This window comes from Pseudoxanthomonas sp. PXM04, assembly GCF_014851695.1.
Classification (GTDB): Bacteria; Pseudomonadota; Gammaproteobacteria; order Xanthomonadales; family Xanthomonadaceae; genus Pseudoxanthomonas_A; species Pseudoxanthomonas_A beigongshangi.
Window position 1 is genome coordinate 527,300 of sequence record NZ_JACVAG010000002.1, and the last position, 17,366, is coordinate 544,665.

The following is a 17,366-nucleotide window of genomic DNA, read 5'->3' on the forward strand; positions in this document are numbered from 1 at the left end:
GCGGACCGCGTCAGCCACCGAGTGACGCATGCGGCGCCGTATCACATCATCCTTGTGAACCGGGCAGGCGCATCAACGTTCGATACCTGGTGCCGTTCGGCCGCTGTCATGGCGCCGGCCTGCCCCCGCCCCAGCCCTCCCCCGCTCGCGGGGGAGGGGGCAGCACTGTTTCCGTTGACAGGAAAACAAGTACGTCAGGAAAGCCCCTTCCCCCGTTTACGGGGGAAGGCCGGGATGGGGGCGCTCGATAAGGAAAATCACTCCATGAGCCAGGTGCAAAAAAAGAGCCGGGCATGGCCCGGCTCTTCTACAAGCACCGCGATGACGTGCAGGCGGATTACTTGGCCGTCGTATCGGCACCCAGCTGATCCAGCACGAACGCGTAGTACTCCGACATTTCCTGGTAGCGGCGGAAGCGGCCGGACTTGCCGCCGTGGCCGGCTTCCATGTTGGTGCGGAACAGCACGGGCAGCTTGCCGGTGTTGACGTCGCGCAGGCGGGCAACGTACTTGGCCGGTTCCCAGTACTGCACCTGCGAGTCCCACAGGCCGGTGCCGACGAAGATCGCCGGATACGCATGCGACTTGAGGTTGTCGTACGGCGAGTAGGTGACGATGTAGTCGTAGAACTCCTTCTTCTCCGGATTGCCCCACTCGTCGTACTCATTGGTGGTCAGCGGGATGGTCGGATCCAGCATGGTCGTCACCACGTCCACGAACGGCACCTGCGAGACGATCGCGCGGTACTTGTCCGGCGCCAGGTTGGTGATCGCGCCCATCAGCAGGCCACCGGCGCTGCCGCCCATCGCGGCGACGCGATCCTTGGCCGCGTAGCCCTGCTTGACCAGCGCGTCGGTGACGTCGACGAAGTCGTTGAAGGTGTTTTTCTTGTGCAGCAGCTTGCCGTTGTCGTACCACGCGCGGCCCATTTCCTGGCCACCGCGGATGTGGGCGATGGCATACACCATGCCGCGATCCAGCAGGCTGACCACCGGGCCGCTGAAACCCGGATCCATCGAGGCGCCATAGCTGCCGTACCCGTACTGCAGCAGGGCGGCGGTGCCGTCCTTCCTGAAGCCGTTCCTGTACACCAGCGACACCGGCACCTTGGTGCCGTCGCGGGCCTCGACCCATACGCGTTCGGTGGTGTATTTGGACGCGTCGTAGCCGATCACCGGCTGCTGCTTGAGCTGGCGGCGCTCGCCGGTCTTCGTGTTCAACTCATAGGTCGTGGCCGGCGTGGTCATCGACGTGTAGCTGTAGCGCAGCCAGTCGGTGTCGTGTTCGGAGTTGACGTCCAGGCCCATCGAATAAGCCGGCTCGTCGGCCTTCACGTACTCCTCCTTGCCGTCGGCACGCAGCAGGCGGATCCGCTCCAGACCCTCGGAACGCTCGCTGATGGCGGTGAAGCCGTCGAACAGTTCGAAGCCCTCGATGTAGACCTTGTCGCTGTGCGGCACCCACTCCTTCCACTGCTCGCGGGAAGTGGCGCCGTCGGGCGCGGTCATGATCTTGAAGTTCTGCGCCTTCCAGTTGGTGCGGATGACCCAGCGGCCATCCAGGTGGTCGGCGCTGTACTCGACGTCGCGCTCGCGCGGCGCCAGCACGGTGAACTCGGCCGGGTTGGCGGCCGGCGCGCAGCGCGATTCGGAGGACACCGTGCTTTCCACGCCGATGCAGATGAACTTGTCGTCGCGGGTACGGCCGATGCCCATGTAGAAACTGTCGTCCTTCTCCTCGTAGACCAGCACGTCCTGCGAGGCCGGCGTGCCGAGCACGTGCTTCTTCACCCGCACGGTCAGCAGGGTCTCCGGGTCGTTCTCGACATAGAACAGCGTCTTGTTGTCGTCGGCCCAGACCAGGTTGGGCGAGACGCCGGTGATTTGATCCGGGTACAACTCGCCGGTGGCCAGGTTCTTGAACCTGATGACGTACTGGCGGCGGCCGACCGCATCCTCGGCGTAGGCGAGGATGCCGTTGTCCTGGGTGACCTCGTAGTCGCCCACGCTGTAGTAACCCTTGCCTTCGGCCAGCGCGTTGACGTCCAGCAGCACTTCCTCGGCCGCTTCCATGTTGCCCTTGCGACGGGCATGGACGGGATAGTCCTTGCCGGTCTCGAAACGGGTGTAGTACCAGTAGCCGCGCTCGCGGTAGGGCACGCTGCTGTCATCCTGCTTGATGCGGCCGACGATCTCCTTGTAGATGGCGTCCTGCAACGGCTTGAGCGGCGCCATCAGCGCGTCGGCGTAGGCGTTCTCGGCCTTGAGGTAGGCCAGCATTTCCGGGTTCTTGCGATCGTCGTCGCGCAGCCAGTAGTACTCGTCATTGCGCTCGGCGCCGAACGGCGCCTTGACCACGTGCGGCTTCCTGGCGGCATCGGGCGGCGTGAGGTCGGCGGCGGCGGAAGCGAAGGGAGCGGTCATCAGTACGGTCGCGAACAGGAAGGAAGTCGGTTTCATGGATGGGGTCCGTTCCGGCGGGATGCAATGGTGGGAGGGCTGGGGCTGGCGGGCGCCTGTGGCGCGGTTTCCGGGCTTGCCCCCATCCGCCCTTCGGGCACCTTCCCCCGCTCGCGGGGGAAGGGAGCTGTTCGCCTTCCCTGCGAACGGGGAAGGCATTCACGCGCTTGCGGTTACTTGGCCAGTTGCTGCCACAGGAAGGTGTAGGCCAGCGCACTCATGTGCGCGGCCTGGGCATTGTTGGCCGCGCCACCGTGGCCACCTTCGATGTTCTCGTAGTAGCGCACGTCCTTGTTGGCTTCCAGCATCTTGGCCATCATCTTGCGCGCGTGGCCGGGGTGGACGCGGTCATCGCGGGTGGAGGTGGTGAACAGGGTCGCCGGATAGGTCTTGGCCGGATCGAACAGGTGGTACGGCGAGAAGGTCTTGATGTAGTCCCAGTCGGCGGTGTCGGGATTGCCGTACTCGGCCATCCACGACGCGCCGGCCAGCAGGTGGCTGTAGCGCTTCATGTCCAGCAGCGGCACCTGCACGACGATCGCGCCGAACAGTTCCGGGTACTGGGTCAGCATGTTGCCCATCAACAGGCCGCCGTTGCTGCCGCCCTGGGTGCCCAGGCGGCTGGCGGTGGTGATCTTGCGCGCGACCAGATCCTGCGCGACCGCGGCGAAGTCCTCGTAGGCCTTGTGGCGGTTGGCCTTCAGCGCGGCCTGGTGCCAGCGCGGACCGTACTCGCCGCCGCCGCGGATGTTGGCGACCACGTACACGCCCCCCTTCTCCAGCCAGCCCTTGCCGACCGCGCCGGAGTAGGCCGGGGTCAGCGAGACCTCGAAGCCGCCGTAGCCGTACAGCAGGGTCGGGGTGTTGCCGTCCAGCTTCAGGTCCTTCGGACGCACCACGAAGTAGGGCACCTTGGTGCCGTCCTTGGAGGTGGCGAAATGCTGCTCGATGACGTCCTTCGAGGCATCGAAGAAGGTCGGCATCGTCTTCAGCTGTTCCGGCTGCTTGCCGATGTCGGCCAGCGACAGGGTGGTCGGGGTCAGGTAGTCGGTGGCGGTCAGCCAGACCGCGTCGCTTTCATCCGAATCGACCGCGCTGACGCCGAGGGTGCCGAACGCGGGTGCGCCGACGAATTCGCTCTTCTTCCAGCCGCCTTCGCCGGGAGTCAGCACGCTGAGCTTGTTCTTGACGTCCTCCAGGACGTTGAGCACCAGGTGGTGGCGGGTGAAGGTGAAGCTGGCCAGCGAGGTGCGGTCGGTCGGCTCGAACAGCACGTCGAACTCGCGCTTGCCGGCCATGAAGTCGTCGAGCTTGGCGACCAGCAGCGAGCCGGCCTTGTAGGTCTTGCCACCGACGGTCCACGGTTCGCGCAGTTCCAGGGTCAGCCATTCGCGGAAGGCGCCCTTGCTGACCGAATTGGGCACGTCGATCTTGACCAGCTTGCCGTCGGCGCCGCGCAGGAACAGTTCGTCGTTGTAGAAGGCCAGTGTGCGGCTGACGAAGTCGCGCTGGAAGCCCGGGGTGTCGTCATGGAAGGCGGCGATGTACATGTCGTCCGGCTTGCCTTCGTAGACGACGGTGGCGGCCGACAGCGGGGTGCCGCGCTTCCATTCCTTGACGATGCGCGGATAGCCGGAGGTGGTCATGCTGCCGTCGCCGAAATCGGTGAAGACATAGACGGTGTCGGCATCCTTCCAGCCCAGGCCGCCCTTGGCTTCCGGACGGTAGAAGCCGTCCTTGAGGAAGGTCTTGGTGTTCAGGTCGAATTCGCGGGTCTCGTCGGCGTCGGCGCCGCCGCGCGAGAGCGCAATGAGGCAGCGGGTGTAGTCGGGCTTGCGACAGTCGGCGCCGTGCCAGACCCAGTTCTTGCCCTCGGCCTTGTTCAGCGCGTCCAGGTCCAGCACGGTTTCCCACTGCGGCTGCGGCTTGCGGTACTCCTCCAGGGTGGTACGGCGCCACAGGCCGCGCTCGTGCTGCTTGTCCTTCCAGAAGTTGTAGTAGTACGGGCCAATCTTCTGCACGCCCGGAATCTTGGCGTCCGAATCCAGGATGGCCAGGATGCTGGCTTCCAGTTGCTTGAACTCCGGCGTGGAAGCGATTTCAGCCTCGGCCTTCGCGTTCTGCGCCCGCACCCAGTCCAGCTGTTTCTGGCCTTCCACCTCTTCCAGCCATGCGTAGGGGTCGTTGGCCACGTTGTTCTGCTCCTGGGCGTGGCCACTGACGGCAGCGGCGGCGAGGCCTGCCGCCAGGCAGGCATGGACAAGCTTGGACATGAAGGAAACTCCGGATTGCGAAGACAATTCCTTCACGCTAGCACAAGTCCGTGGCCGCCCTCCCCTGTCGAACGTCAGTGCGCGTCAGGCCCACGGACGGCTCAGGCCGCCCGCAACCCGGCGGTACGCGGCATCCGCGCCCGGCGCCGGGCCTGCGGACGGTTCCGCCGGCGTCCGGCCGCGTCGCGGCGCATCGGCCATTGCGGCAGGCGGAAGCGGTGCAGCGCCCACCAGGCCGCCAGCGGCATGCCGACCAGCCACAGCGGCGCCCATCCCAGCCAGGGAATCTGCCCGCGGGCCAGCGGGAACAGCAGCACCAGCGCCAGGCCGATCGCAACCACGCGGCGCAACAACCTTTCGAGCTGCGGGTCCGGCGCGCGGGAGGGACGGACGTCGGCGGAAATCGAGTGGGCAAAGTCGCGCATGGCAGGGCTCCGATGGACAGGGCTCCAGCCTGCCGCGCCGCCTTCTCACGGATTGCGACGCGATGTATCCGTTCAGAGATTCTCGCCTTCATGCCGATATGCGATATTCGCCCTGCCCACCGTTCCGGCGGCGGGTTGTGACGATCCATCACCCAGGAGTCCCGCATGTCCCCATCGCTGTGCCGTCTTCGCGCCGTCCTGACGTGCGCCCTGATTGCCGCGGTGACCGCCTGTGCCAGCCAGAGCGAGACCCGATCGATGGGCCTGGAGGCACCGGTGCAGGCGACGGACATCGACCTGCCGCGGTTCATGGGCACCTGGTACGTGACCGCGCACATTCCCTATTTCGCCGAACGCGGCCACGTAACCGGCCGGTACGAGTACACCGCCCGCGAAGGCGACCGCATCGGCGTGCGCTATCTCCACCGCGAAGGCTTCGATGAACCTGAACAAGTTCGCGAAGCGCGCGCGTCGGTGAAAGGTGGCAGCGGCAACCGCGACTGGACCCTGTGGTTCGTCGGCGTGGTACCCGCCAAGTTCCGCATCCTGGAAGTCGCGCCCGACTACTCCTGGGCGCTGATCAGCTATCCCGAGCGCGACCTCGGCTGGATCTTCTCGCGCTCCCCCGACATGGACGACGCGCTCTACCAGCAGCTCATCCGCAAGATGCGCGACCACGGCGTCAACGCACGCCAGTTGGTCCGCGAGCCGCAGCTGCCTTCGCAGGTGGGCAAACCGGGGTTTGCAGAACCGAAGAATCCCTGATTCGGGATTCGGGATTCGGGATTCGGGATTCGGGATTCGGGATTCGGGAATCAAGCTGCGCTTTGCCTCCCCCTTTGTAAAAGGGGGACCGAGGGGGATTTGCTTTTAGCGCCAAGAGCAAGCGCTCCTCAACAGCCGAAGTGGCTGGTCAAAGGGGCACTCTCTCCCCATAAGGGATACAGCGTACCCGTAGAGCGGAGCTTGCTCCGCTGACCGAAACACTACCGCTCAACGCTTCCCGTAATTCGACAGCGCCAGTTCCAGCAGGGACTTGGCCTGCTCGCGCAGCACCGACGGTTCGATGATTTCCGCGTCCGCGCCGTAATGCAGGATGTCCATCAGCAATTCGCGGGAAACGCTGTAGGGCACCTTCAACTCGTAGCGGCCGTCGGGAAGGTGGCGCCCCTGCTGCTTTGAATGCCACTGCTCGTCGGCGACCCAACGCGCGGCCTTGGGGCTGAACAGGATCGTTGCCCATCCCTTCGGTTCACCGGAAAAGATGCCGTAGCTGGACGCCAGGTGCTGGTTGAGGTCGTCGTTGGCCAGATCCTGCGCCGCCTCTTCCAGCAGGCGCGCGCCGCCGATGCGATCCACCGCGAAGCTGCGCAGCGCCCTGCGCTCGTGGTCCCAGGCATCCAGGTACCAGTTGTCGCGGTAGTGGGTGATGCGCTGCGGTGACACGGTGCGGCGGGTGCGCTCGTCGGTGGAGCGGGCGCGATACTCGAACGCGAGCTGCTTGCGCTCCAGCACGGCCGAGGCGACGGTGCGGAAGCTGGCCTCGTCCAGCCGGCGTCCGCGATGCGGAATCACCCGCACCCGATCCACCGGCCACTGGGACACGCCCGCGTGATCGGCGAGCAGCCCCTCGATGCGCTTCTGCAACGGCGCCAGCGCGCCGGATAGCACGCCGCCGCCGGTGCGCACCAGCAGCTGCTGGGCCGCCAGCAGGGCATACAGTTCTTCCGAGCTCAGCCACAGGCCGGGCAGTTCGAACCGCTCGCCTTCGGCCGCGTCGTACCGGAAACCGGCTTCGCCGTCGCCCTCGATGGGCGCCATCAACGCGTCACGCAGGTAGGCCAGATCGCGATAGACGGTGGCGCGCGAACAACCGAGTTCCTCCTGCAGGCGCTTGACCGTGACCGGATAGCGCGAGGCCTTCAGGATGCGATGCAGGGCGGTGATGCGTTCGATCTTGTCCATGCCATGATTATGGCCGAGCCGTGGCCGTTTTCGACGCCCGGTTCGCGTTGGCATCGATAGGGTCCCGGCCGCTTGGGCCCGTGCGGTGCCTGGGGCCCGGGGCGTGAACGCGCCGCCCGGACTCCCCCAACGCACGGACCCAAGCGGCCGCCGTTCCCACACCCGGAGTTCCACCATGTTCCCCAGCCGCGTGTCGCCTCCCCGACCATCCCGATTCCTTCCCTTGCTGCTGGCGGCGGCTGCCCTGGCCCTGGCCGCGGCGTGCTCGCGGCAACCGGAACCGGCCGCGACCGGAACGCCCGCCCCCGGACCCGACGCCGCGCGCGCCCCGGCGCCCGCGGCGCCGGCCGTGGATGCGCTGGGCGAGGTCACCGCGTCGATGGAGAAATTCCTGGCGGCGCGCAGCTTCCACGCGGTGATGACCGTGGAGGGCAGCCAGCCGATGCAGAACGAAATGGACTTCGTCGCACCGGACCGCTACCGCATGATCATGCCGGTCGGTACCCAGGTGATCATCGGCGACACCATGTACATGGAAATGCACGGCCAGCAGACCAAGGTGCCGATTCCCGAAGGCACCGTCAGCCAATGGCGCGATCCGATGAAGATCCGCGAGAACCGCAGCGGCCTGTCGGCCGAGTTCCTGGGCGAGGAGGATCTCGCCGGCCAGCGCGCGCGCCGTTATCGCGTGCGGCATACCCAACCCGAGCCCGGCGAGTTCCTGTACTGGATCGATCGCGAGGGACGTCCGCTGCAGCTCCAGCACAGCGGCGAGACCGCCAACGGCGGTCCCTACACGATGACCCTGGCGTATTCGCGCTTCAACGATCCCACCATCACCATCGAGTCGCCCTAGACGGTCGCGGCCGATACGCCGGCCGCGTGATCGCGCTGCGCCAGGTACTTGCCGAACGCGTAGCCGGAGCCGGCGATGGCGCAGGCCAGCGCCACCAGCAACAGACCGATGAGGATTTTCCTGGGCATGGCGGATACCTGCGCTTCCGGGACAGGTCGTGTCGCCGGCATGTTGTCGCGGCGGTGCGGGGACCGGAAAGGTCCGAAAGTCACATCGAACGAAACACCCCCACGTCTAACTCCCGTTTAACCCGCGCACGGCCACACTCCAAGGTCAGGAAAGGGGAGCGACAGGGTTGTCAGACCGCTTCAAGCACAACGGCATCGCCGTATTCGTCGTGGTCGCATTGCACGCGTTGGTGATCGGTCTGCTCTGGCGCCTGCCGGCTCCGGCGGCGATGACGGATGGCGAGTCCCGCCTGCGGCTCCGTTTCTGGCCGCGTGAATCGCCGATCGCGGCGCCGGTTCCCTTCTCCGCCCCACCGGCAACATCCGATACCCCCAGATCCCCGCTTCCGGCGGCCGCTCACCATCTCCCATCCCGTCCGGCCGCGAGCCGGACCGACGACACCATCATTCCCCTGCCCGCCAATACGGATACCGGTACCGGCGGCGCGGCCGATCTCCTGGCACAGGGCGTCGCCTGGGCACGAGTGGGCGACCCGATGCCGGATTTCGGCAGCGACCCGCTACGGCAACGCCGGGCTCGGCTGCCCGGCGGCGAGCGGCCCGGGCGATTCGTGATGAGCCGTTCGGTCAGCCCGGAGCAGGTAGTGAAGTTCATTGGCGAGTTGTTCGCCGGCCCCGGCTACGACACCGATCCCTGCCGGCGCATCCGCCACAACGTGGACAGCCTGATGACCGACCTCAGCGACCAGGGGCGCGAGCGGCTGGGCTGGGAACTGGATGAATACACATTCCGATGCATGCGCTGAACCTTCTCCGTCACATCGGTGTGCGAAAACGTGAAACGCACCTGATCCGGGGGCGTCCAGACGCCACAAATGTGAATGAAAGCATGGCAGAATCGGTCACGAATCTGAATCCAAACAATCACTTGCCTTGAGGCTGGATGTTCGGATTGTTATCCTGTAACCGTTTTCAACGTTCACATGGCGACGACGCCGGAATCGCGTCCCCCGCCCGCCGAGGCCTTTCATGCCCCGTCCCAACCTGCTTGCCCTGTCCCTTTCCCTGCTGTGCCTGGCCGGCGCGCCGCTTGCGCATGCGCAGGAAAGCGACCCGCAGGTCAACAACCTGAAGACGAGCACCCAGGCCACCGGCGCGAAAGCCAAGGCCGGTGGCGCGGTGACCCAGAAGGAATCCCTCGCGGTCAGCCACAAGGGACCGCCGCTGCCGGTGCCGCCGCCGCGCCCGATGGCCGAAGCGCCGGCCGAGCCGCTGCAACCCAGTTCCCCATGGAGCGGCGGCGGCGAACTCGGATTCGCCTCGGCCCACGGCAACAGCACCACCGAAAGCCTCAATGCGCGCCTGGATCTGAACTACGCCGATGGCGGCGCCTGGAAGTACAGCGGCAGCCTGTCCGGCCTGCGCGCCAGTTCCGAATACAAGTCGACCCAGCCCGACGGGACGATCAAGCGCGATCGCCGCACCACCGCCAACCGCTACACGCTCACCGGCAACGGCGCCTATCGCACCGATTCGCGCGGCACGGTCAATACTTCGCTGCGCCATGAGGAAGATGATTTCGGCACCTTCAGCCGGCAGACCTCGGTCAGCGTCAGCTACGGCAATCGCGTGGTCGACAACGATCGCGCGCAACTGGATCTGCAGGTCGGCCCGGGTTTCCGCCGCGCCTACGACACCCTGGAAGAGCGCAACGAATCCAGCATGATCGGCCGCGGCCTGGTGGACCTGCGGGTTTCGCTGAGCGAGAACACCGAACTGGTCAACAAGCTGCTGGTGGAATCCGGCGAGTACAACACCTTCGCCCAGAACGATCTCGGCCTGTCGGTGACGATGAACTCGCACCTGGCACTGAAGGCCGGCTGGCAGGCACGCCACAACAGCGACGCCGCCGAGAACCTCAAGCGCACCGACACCCTGACCACCATGAACGTGGTCTACAAGTTCAAGTAGAGCGGAGCTTGCTCCGCTGTCCGGATACCCTGCTTCGCCAATCGCGGTGTCGACGGGGCCTGCTTTTTCCATGCCAGGTCTATCGGTACGATCGGTAGCCGCCTTTGTATCTCTTCTCGCCCCGCCATCCGGCTGCTGAGAAGCAAAAAAGGCGAGCGGGTGAACTTGCCTTCCCCACTCCAGCAGGCAAATCCCCCGTCACCCGCTGGCGCGGGCGCCCGCCCCCTTTTTCCAAGGGGGCTAACGGCTTTTACCTCCCCCTTGACCAGCCATTCGGCTGTTGAGGAGCGCTTGCAAAAGGGGGACTGAGGGGGATTTGCTTTTCAGGCCAGCGCAGCATCCAGCAGATCGCCGGCGCCATCCGCCAGCAACCGCGCGGCAACCGCCTTGCCCAGTTCTTCCGGAAACCGCGACGCGCCGGTGCCGTCGGCACGCACCGCGCGGCCATCCACCGCCGATCCCACCAGGCCATGCAGATGCAGTTCGGCGCCGTCGGCCGAGAGGGCCGCGAAGGCCGCCACCGGCACATGGCAACTGCCATGCAACGCGCGGTTCATCGCCCGCTCGGCTTCCACGCAACAACGGGTATCGGCATCGTCCAGCGCGGCGAACAGTGCCATCGTCGCCGCGTCGTCGTCGCGGCATTCCACCGCGACCGCGCCCTGTGCCGGTGCCGGCAACCACGCCGGCGGCAGCAGGCGCGCGCGGATGCGCGCGTCGAAGCCCAGCCGCTGCAGGCCGGCGCAGGCCAGCACGATCGCGTCGTACTCGCCCGCATCCAGTTTCGCCAGGCGGGTGTTGACGTTGCCGCGCAGGTCCCGCAGTTGCAGATCCGGCCGGCGCGCGCGCAGCTGCGCCTGCCGGCGCAGCGAGGACGTGCCCACGATCGCGCCCTGCGGCAACGCGTCCAGATCCGCATAGCGGTTGGAAACGAAGGCGTCGGCGGCATCGGCGCGCGCCAGGATCGCGGCCAGCGCGAACGGCGGCTCCAGTTCCATCGGCACGTCCTTGAGCGAATGCACCGCGCAATCGGCTTCGCCGCGCAGCATCGCCAGTTCCAGTTCCTTGAGGAACAGGCCCTTGCCGCCGATCGCCGCCAGCGAGCGATCCAGCACCTCGTCGCCACGGGTGCTCATCGGCACCAGTTCCACTTCCAGGTCCGGATGGGCGGCGCGCAGGCGTTCGGCGACGTGTTCGCTCTGCCAGAGGGCGAGCGGGCTCTTGCGGGTGGCGATGCGGAGTTTCATCGGCGCATTATCCCGCACACCGCGCCGGTGGGCACGGTCCATCGGGCAACCGGCGCCCCGAAGGCGGCGTCAGAGATGCTTGACCGTCTCGCGCAGGCCGGCCACGCAGCGGCGGCTGACTTCCAGCGGGGCCTTGCCGTGGCGCAGGATGGCCTGGACATGGCCGTCGCCGGCGCGCTTGAGTTCGACCAGTTCGTGCCGCGCCACCAGGCAGTTGCGGTGGATGCGCACGAAGCGGCCGTTGAATTCCTCTTCCAGCGACTTCAGCGATTCCTCGATCAGATCCTCGCCGCGGGCGTGGTGGACCACCACGTACTTCTCCTCGGCCTGGAGGTAATGCACTTCCTCGATCGGAATCAGCCGCAGGCTGCCGCGCATCCGCGCGCACAGATGGGTACGGACCTGGCGCGCCGGACCGGGATCCTGCGCGCCGCCGCCGTTGGCGCGGCCGGCGATGAACATGCGCGCGCGCTCCAGCGCCGCCGCCAGACGTTCGGCCCGGATCGGCTTCATCAGGTAATCGATTGCCGCGGCCTCGAAGGCGGATAGCGCATGCGCGTCGTAGGCGGTGCAGAACACCACCGCCGGGCGCGGATCGAAGGCAGCCAGATGGCGCGCGGTTTCCAGTCCGTCGACACCGGGCATGGCGATGTCCAGCAGCACCACGTCCGGCTTGTGCTCGGCGCAGGCCTGCAAGGCGCCCACGCCGTTCTCGGCCTCGGCCACCACTTCCACGCCGGGCTGTTCGGCCAGCAGTGCGCGCAGGCGCTCGCGGGCCAGCGGTTCGTCGTCGGCAATGACCACCTTCACGGCACGGGCTTCCTCACGTTCGAACGCCAGGGACGTCCTCGCCGATGGTAGCCCCCGTCGTTGCGGACGTCATCCATGGCGAAGAATCGCGATTTCTCGCGGATTTCTCCCTACAACGCGAAAACGCGCGACATCCAGTCACCGAGATCGCGGATTTCCTCGGCGCAGACCTGGTGGGCCATCGGATAGCGGTGCCAGTCCACGGCGAATCCCATGGCCTGCAGGGCCTGCGCGCTGCGTTCGGCATGGATGAGCGGGATTACCGGGTCGCCGATGCCGTGCGCCATGAATACCGGTTGGCACGTCGCGGCCGCGTCGAGATGGCGGTGGGCCTGGTCGATGCCGGGCAGGTAGGTGGACAGGGCGATCACGCCGGCCAGCGGCTGGCCGCGGCGCAGCGCGGCCGACAGGGCGATCGCGCCACCTTGCGAGAAGCCGGCCAGCAGCAGGCGTTCCGGGGCGATGCCACGGGCCAGTTCGCGCGCGATCAGGGCCTCGACCTGGACGATCGAGGCTTCGATGCCATCGGCCTCGGCACGGGTGGCGAAGTCCATGCCGACGATGTCGTACCAGGCGCGCATGCGCACGCCGTTGTTGATGGTCACCGCGCGCACCGGCGCGTGCGGGAACACGAAGCGCAGCGCGGGCCAACCCGGGCGTACCAGTTCCGGCACGAGCGGCGCGAAATCATGGCCATCGGCGCCCAGGCCATGCAGCCACAGCACGGACCAGGCCGGCGCGGCGCCGGTTTCCTGTTCGACGGTTTCCAGCAGTTCGGTGGTGGTGTCGTTCATGCCGTCATTGTCGCCGCAGCGAACGACGGGTGCCAGCGCCGGTTACTGCGGCGGCAGGCGGAACCGCACGGTGCGCTGCCACGACTGCGTGCGTCCTGTCGCCTCGAAACGCCAGCGCGAGGCCACCGCGACGGCGGCCGCGTCGAACACGCCCTGCGGCCGTGCCGCGGTCAGGCGCACGTCGCCGACGCTGCCGTCGGGACGGATCACGAACGCCAGTTCCACCTCGCCCTCCACGCGATTGCGCAGTGCCGGCAACGGATAACGCGGCTGCGCGTCCTGCAGCAGGCGCGGCGAGGAGGAGGTTGTGGCCATGCGCGCGGGCGCGGCTACCGGGCTCGCCACCACCGCGCGCGCGGGCTCCGGCGGGGGAAGCGCCGGCGCCGGCGGCGGCGAAGCCATCGCGGCGTTGGGGGTTTCCGATGCGGTCGGGCGAGGCACCTGCGCCGGTGCGGACGCGACGGGCGCGGAGGTCGGCGCAGGGCCCTGCGATCGGCCGGCCTGCGGCGAGACGTCCTGCGGCGGGAGGCGCGCTTGCGTGTCCGCGGTGGCCTGCGCGGGTTCCGGCGCCGCCGGCAGCGCCGTCAAGCCGGCCTGCAGACGCGGCAAGGCCGGCGCCTGCGGATCCAGCCGGCGCAACAGTTCGAACAGGCGCGCGGCCTCGGCGCCGTCGCGACGCTCCAACGCCTGTTCGGTGGCGATCAGCAGGTACGGCTGGATTTCGGTCAGCGCGGCAAGGATGGCGGCGTCATCGGGACGCCGCACGCGCGCCGCCAGGTAGAACTCCACCGCGTTGTCGCCGGCCGGCGCGTACAGGCGGTTCGCCTGTAGCGCCTGGCTGGCCAGGCGCTGCAGTTCGCTGTTGTCGATGACGCCGTCCGGCGACACCGCCGGCTGCGCGGCCGTGGGCACGATCGCCGATGCCTGGGCATCGGGCGCGGCCACGGGCGGCGTGGGCTGGCAGGCGCCGAGCGCCAACAGAACGGGAAGGATTCGGTAACCGCGTGATTTCATCGTGAGACTGCCCCCTGAGCGGGCGGCAGAGTACGCGGCCTGGATGACGGAACCGCGTCAAAGCGATGATCCGGCGCGGTTCCGGCGCATCGCTCCGGCGATCACAGATCGAAGGCGAGCATGTCCCGCCCGGTGGCCGCGCGCACGATGCGCTGGTAGACGCCCGTGCCGCCGCCGCCATTCGTCATCACCACCAGTCCGCGCCGTCGCTGCGGATCTCCGACGGTGAAGGTCTTGTAGCGACCCGCGTTGGCGCCGCCGTGGAAGAACCAACGGGCATCGCCGTCGATGCGTTCCAGATTCCAGCCCAGTCCCTTGTCCAGCCAGCCGGCGCGCAGCGGCATCTGCGGCGCCAGCATCGCCTGCCGCGTGGTTTCAGTGATTGCACGCGGCGGGCCCGCATCCGGACGCATCACATGGGCGATGAAACGCGCATAGTCCTGCACCGGCCCACGCAGGCTGGCGGCGGCGTTGGCGAGCAGATCGCCGGGCCAGATGAACATGCCCGTGGGCGCGGCGGCCTGCGCCCGCGGCAACGCGCGCACCGCATCGTCCCAGACCCATTCGGGCAACGGCTTGCCCTGCGCTTCGGCGATGGGTTGCAGCAGCGACCATTGGCTACGGAAGGTCTGCACGACCGGTGTCGCGCCAGGCGCTGGCTGGCCCATCACCGAGTGCCGCGCCGCATGCGCGTTCCAGGTATAGGTGCTGTCGCGCATGCCGGCCGGTTCGAACAGGTGGCGCCGCGCCAGCCGGTCCAGGCTTTCGCCGGTCACCGTCTCGGCCACCCGTTGCAGCCAGAAGAAGGCCTCGCCCGAATAGTTCACGCCCTTGCCGGGTTCGGCCAGCGTGCGCAACGGTTCGCGATCCGGATGTTCGCGCCAGTTCGGCAGGCCGCTGCTGTGGCGCAGGACGTCGCGCACGGTGATCCGATCCAGGCGCGAATCATCCTTGGCCAGGTAGTCGGGGCGATGGTAATGCGCCAGGGTCCGGTCGAGTTGCAGCACGCCCGCATCGACCAATTGCAGCGCCACGTAGGCAAATACCGGTTTGCTCAGCGAGGCGCATTCGAACACGCTGTCCGCGTCCACCGCGGTGCCGCTGTCCACATCGGCCACGCCGAACGCGCGGTGCCAGACCAACTCGCCCTCCTCGACCACCGCGATGCCCACGCCGGGCACGCCGAACGCGCGCATCCATTCGGGCAGATCGGCGAGGAAGGCATCGGAGGGAATCCACGGATGGTCGTAACGGGCCGCGTCCGCCGCGCGCAGCGGAGGCGATCGCAGTGCCGCCATCGCCGCGCAGGCCGAAGCGGCCACCAGGAAACCACGCCGGCCCATCCGGCCGGCAGCACCTTCGCGCATCTGCATCGCTCCCCGTGGTCAAGGGACCGATTGGATATCAGTCCGCACCGCCGGGCAAGCGGATTCAGTGCGTGGCGCGCGTCCCGGCCGGCGGCGGCGCGCCCAGCGCGCGCAGTTGCTCCACCGCGTTGCGGTTGGCCGGATCGCGTTCCAGCGAAAGGCGGTAGTTGCGGATCGCCGCCTCGCGATCGCCGGTGATCGCATAGGCCTCGGCCAGCGAATCGAAGGTGTTGCCGCTTTTCGGGTACAGCACGGTGTTGAGTTTCAGCACCTCGATGCCTTCCCTGCGCTGACCGTCGGTCACCAGCCGGTAGCCCCAGGCATTGAGATCGTCCTCGCGCAGTTCGAAGTCCGGATCCTGCCGCTTGAGCCCGGCGACGATGGAGACGCCCTGGTCCCAGCCGCGCGCGATCAGGCCACGCCGCAGCGCCTTGACGTTGCGCGGCAGTCCGCCGCCGTTGGCCACGCTGAAATCCGGCAGGTAGAACCCGGCGATCTCGTCGATGAATTCCTCCGGGTTGGCCCCGGCCAGATTGGTCAGCACCACCACCGACAGCCCATCCCGCGGATAGACGAAGAACGCCGACCGGCGGCCACCGATGCCCGCCACCGCCGGATGGTCCTCGCGGTCGATCAGCGGCCAGCCCGATGCCCACGACGTGAGCCGGCCATCGTTGAACCGGCCCGGCGCCCACAGCTCACGCAGGTGTTCGCGGTCGAGCAGGCGGCCGTCCTGCAGGGCGATCAGCCAATGCGCGACGTCCTCGGCGCTGGCGTTGATGCCGGCACCGGTGCGCAGCATGGCCGGGAACTCGTCGAACGCATGCTGCAACGCGCCGGCGGCCGGCGAGGTGGCGCCGCCCGGATAACGGTAGGGCTGCGCGCGACGCGGCGTGACGTCGCGCGAGTCGCCGAAGCCGGCGTGGCGCATGCCGGCCGGCGCGAACTGGCGTTCGGCGATGAAGCGGGTGAACGGAACACCGCCCAGCGAATCGATGATCCGGCCCAGCAGGACATAGTTGGTCTGGTTGTAGCGATAGGCGCTGCCGGTGGGGAATGCCATCGGCAGTGTGCGTACCGTCTCCCAGGCCGATTCCTCGCCGCCTTCGCCCACCAGCGAGCCGGTACCCTGCGCGCGCGGCGGCACCAGGATGTCGGGCAGGCCGGACGTGTGGTTGAGCAGTTGCCGCACCGTGATCGCCTGCCACTCGCGCGGCAGATCCGCCAGGTGGCGCGGCACCGGATCGTCCAGCGACAGCTTGCCGGCCTGCGCCAGTTGCAGGATCGCCACGCCGGTGAAGGTCTTGGTGGCCGAGTTGATCGAGAACACCGTGTCCGGCGTCACCGCCACGTCGTCCTGCAGGTTGGCCTTGCCGTAGCTGCGGGAAAAAACGATGCGACCGTCGCGGATCACCGCCACCTGCATGCCGGGGATGCGCCGGTTCTGCATTTTCGTCCGCAGGTAGTCGTCGAGCCCGGCCGGCGCCTGCGCCGGAGCCGCGGCACTGGCCGGCCTGTCGCCACCGCCGCCGGTGGCCGGCAACTGCAATGAACCGGTCGATATCTGCCACAGGTTCATCAGGGCGGCGAACAGCAACGGCAGGGTTTTCATGCGCTTCCGGTCCTTTTTTGCGCTCCGCATCCGGCGGGCGACGTCCTGTTTCGATGCCGCGTGCGCGCGGAGGGTTGAAACAGGGGCGAAGAAAGAGGCGGGCCGGACCTTCTGTCCGACCCACCTTTCCCGGGATGCGGCAAACGCGGGAAGCGTCGCAGCCAATCAGGGCGCGAGTACGCGCCGGCCGGCCTCGGTAACCCAACGGCGTACCTCTTCATCGGCGGAGCCGGCCAGGCGGAACACCGACACCGCCTGTTCCAGCCCCTGCGCCTGCTGCCGCAGATCGCCAGCCGTGGCCGCCACCTCTTCCACCACCGCCGCGTTCTGCTGGGTGGTCTCGTCCATCTGGGTGATGGTCTGGTTGACCTGTTCGATGCCGGCGGACTGCTCCTGCGAAGCGGCGGCAATCTCGGCCATGATGTCGGTGACCCGCTGGACCGAGG

The 17,366-nt window shown here is 67.6% G+C and carries 15 protein-coding genes and 1 pseudogene; 4 read left to right on the top strand and 12 right to left on the bottom strand.

The window, feature by feature from the left end; genetic code table 11:
• Positions 1–337: 337 nt before the first annotated feature.
• From IB228_RS08415 to IB228_RS08425, 3 genes are all read right to left on the bottom strand, one after another.
• Positions 338–2,422: a S9 family peptidase gene (locus tag IB228_RS08415; protein WP_192198103.1), complete on the bottom strand. Its 2,085-nt coding sequence runs from the start codon at positions 2,420–2,422 to the stop codon at positions 338–340.
• A 209-nt stretch (positions 2,423–2,631) separates the two neighbouring features.
• Positions 2,632–4,731, bottom strand: a complete 2,100-nt coding sequence (locus IB228_RS08420) for a prolyl oligopeptidase family serine peptidase (RefSeq protein WP_192198080.1) — start codon at positions 4,729–4,731, stop codon at positions 2,632–2,634.
• Positions 4,732–4,832: 101 nt separating this feature from the next.
• Positions 4,833–5,156, bottom strand: coding sequence for a hypothetical protein (locus IB228_RS08425; RefSeq protein ID WP_192198081.1), 324 nt, complete (start codon positions 5,154–5,156; stop codon positions 4,833–4,835).
• A 165-nt stretch (positions 5,157–5,321) separates the two neighbouring features.
• On the opposite strand from IB228_RS08425, the gene IB228_RS08430 reads away from it, so the two are divergent.
• Positions 5,322–5,921, top strand: coding sequence for a lipocalin family protein (locus tag IB228_RS08430; RefSeq protein ID WP_225562324.1), 600 nt, complete (start codon positions 5,322–5,324; stop codon positions 5,919–5,921).
• A 228-nt stretch (positions 5,922–6,149) separates the two neighbouring features.
• Here IB228_RS08430 and IB228_RS08435 read toward each other — a convergent pair whose 3' ends face one another.
• Positions 6,150–7,121 carry a YafY family protein gene (locus IB228_RS08435; RefSeq protein WP_183639406.1) on the bottom strand — a complete coding sequence of 324 codons (972 nt, stop codon included), beginning with the start codon at positions 7,119–7,121 and terminating at the stop codon, positions 6,150–6,152.
• Positions 7,122–7,296: 175 nt separating this feature from the next.
• Between IB228_RS08435 and IB228_RS08440 the strand changes: the two genes are divergently transcribed.
• A complete protein-coding gene (locus IB228_RS08440) occupies positions 7,297–7,977 on the top strand; it encodes a hypothetical protein (protein WP_192198082.1) in 681 nt (226 codons plus the stop codon).
• Here the strand turns inward: IB228_RS08440 and IB228_RS19925 are convergent.
• A complete protein-coding gene (locus IB228_RS19925; RefSeq protein WP_255431418.1) occupies positions 7,974–8,105 on the bottom strand; it encodes a hypothetical protein in 132 nt (43 codons plus the stop codon). The two genes, IB228_RS08440 and IB228_RS19925, sit on opposite strands and share 4 nt — an antisense overlap.
• Before the next feature lie 167 nt (positions 8,106–8,272).
• Between IB228_RS19925 and IB228_RS08445 the strand changes: the two genes are divergently transcribed.
• Both IB228_RS08445 and IB228_RS08450 read left to right on the top strand, forming a co-directional pair.
• Positions 8,273–8,911, top strand: a complete 639-nt coding sequence (locus IB228_RS08445) for a hypothetical protein (RefSeq protein ID WP_192198083.1) — start codon at positions 8,273–8,275, stop codon at positions 8,909–8,911.
• Between the two features lie 223 nt (positions 8,912–9,134).
• Positions 9,135–10,076 (top strand): DUF481 domain-containing protein, encoded by a 942-nt coding sequence (locus IB228_RS08450; protein ID WP_225562325.1) that lies wholly within the window; start codon positions 9,135–9,137, stop codon positions 10,074–10,076.
• A 323-nt stretch (positions 10,077–10,399) separates the two neighbouring features.
• Here IB228_RS08450 and hemC read toward each other — a convergent pair whose 3' ends face one another.
• From hemC to IB228_RS08485, 7 genes and pseudogenes are all read right to left on the bottom strand, one after another.
• Complete coding sequence (hemC, locus tag IB228_RS08455) at positions 10,400–11,323, bottom strand: hydroxymethylbilane synthase (RefSeq protein ID WP_183639409.1); 924 nt, start codon at positions 11,321–11,323, stop codon at positions 10,400–10,402.
• Positions 11,324–11,392: 69 nt separating this feature from the next.
• Positions 11,393–12,133, bottom strand: a complete 741-nt coding sequence (locus IB228_RS08460) for a LytTR family DNA-binding domain-containing protein (RefSeq protein WP_183639410.1) — start codon at positions 12,131–12,133, stop codon at positions 11,393–11,395.
• A gap of 110 nt (positions 12,134–12,243) precedes the next feature.
• Positions 12,244–12,927, bottom strand: coding sequence for an alpha/beta hydrolase (locus IB228_RS08465; RefSeq protein WP_192198084.1), 684 nt, complete (start codon positions 12,925–12,927; stop codon positions 12,244–12,246).
• Positions 12,928–12,969: 42 nt separating this feature from the next.
• Positions 12,970–13,941, bottom strand: coding sequence for an energy transducer TonB (locus IB228_RS08470; protein WP_192198085.1), 972 nt, complete (start codon positions 13,939–13,941; stop codon positions 12,970–12,972).
• A 101-nt stretch (positions 13,942–14,042) separates the two neighbouring features.
• A complete protein-coding gene (locus IB228_RS08475; protein ID WP_192198086.1) occupies positions 14,043–15,308 on the bottom strand; it encodes a serine hydrolase domain-containing protein in 1,266 nt (421 codons plus the stop codon).
• Between the two features lie 64 nt (positions 15,309–15,372).
• Complete coding sequence (locus tag IB228_RS08480) at positions 15,373–16,920, bottom strand: serine hydrolase domain-containing protein (RefSeq protein WP_225562326.1); 1,548 nt, start codon at positions 16,918–16,920, stop codon at positions 15,373–15,375.
• 165 nt (positions 16,921–17,085) lie between these two features.
• Positions 17,086–17,366, bottom strand: a pseudogene (locus tag IB228_RS08485) (hypothetical protein); the annotation flags it as partial.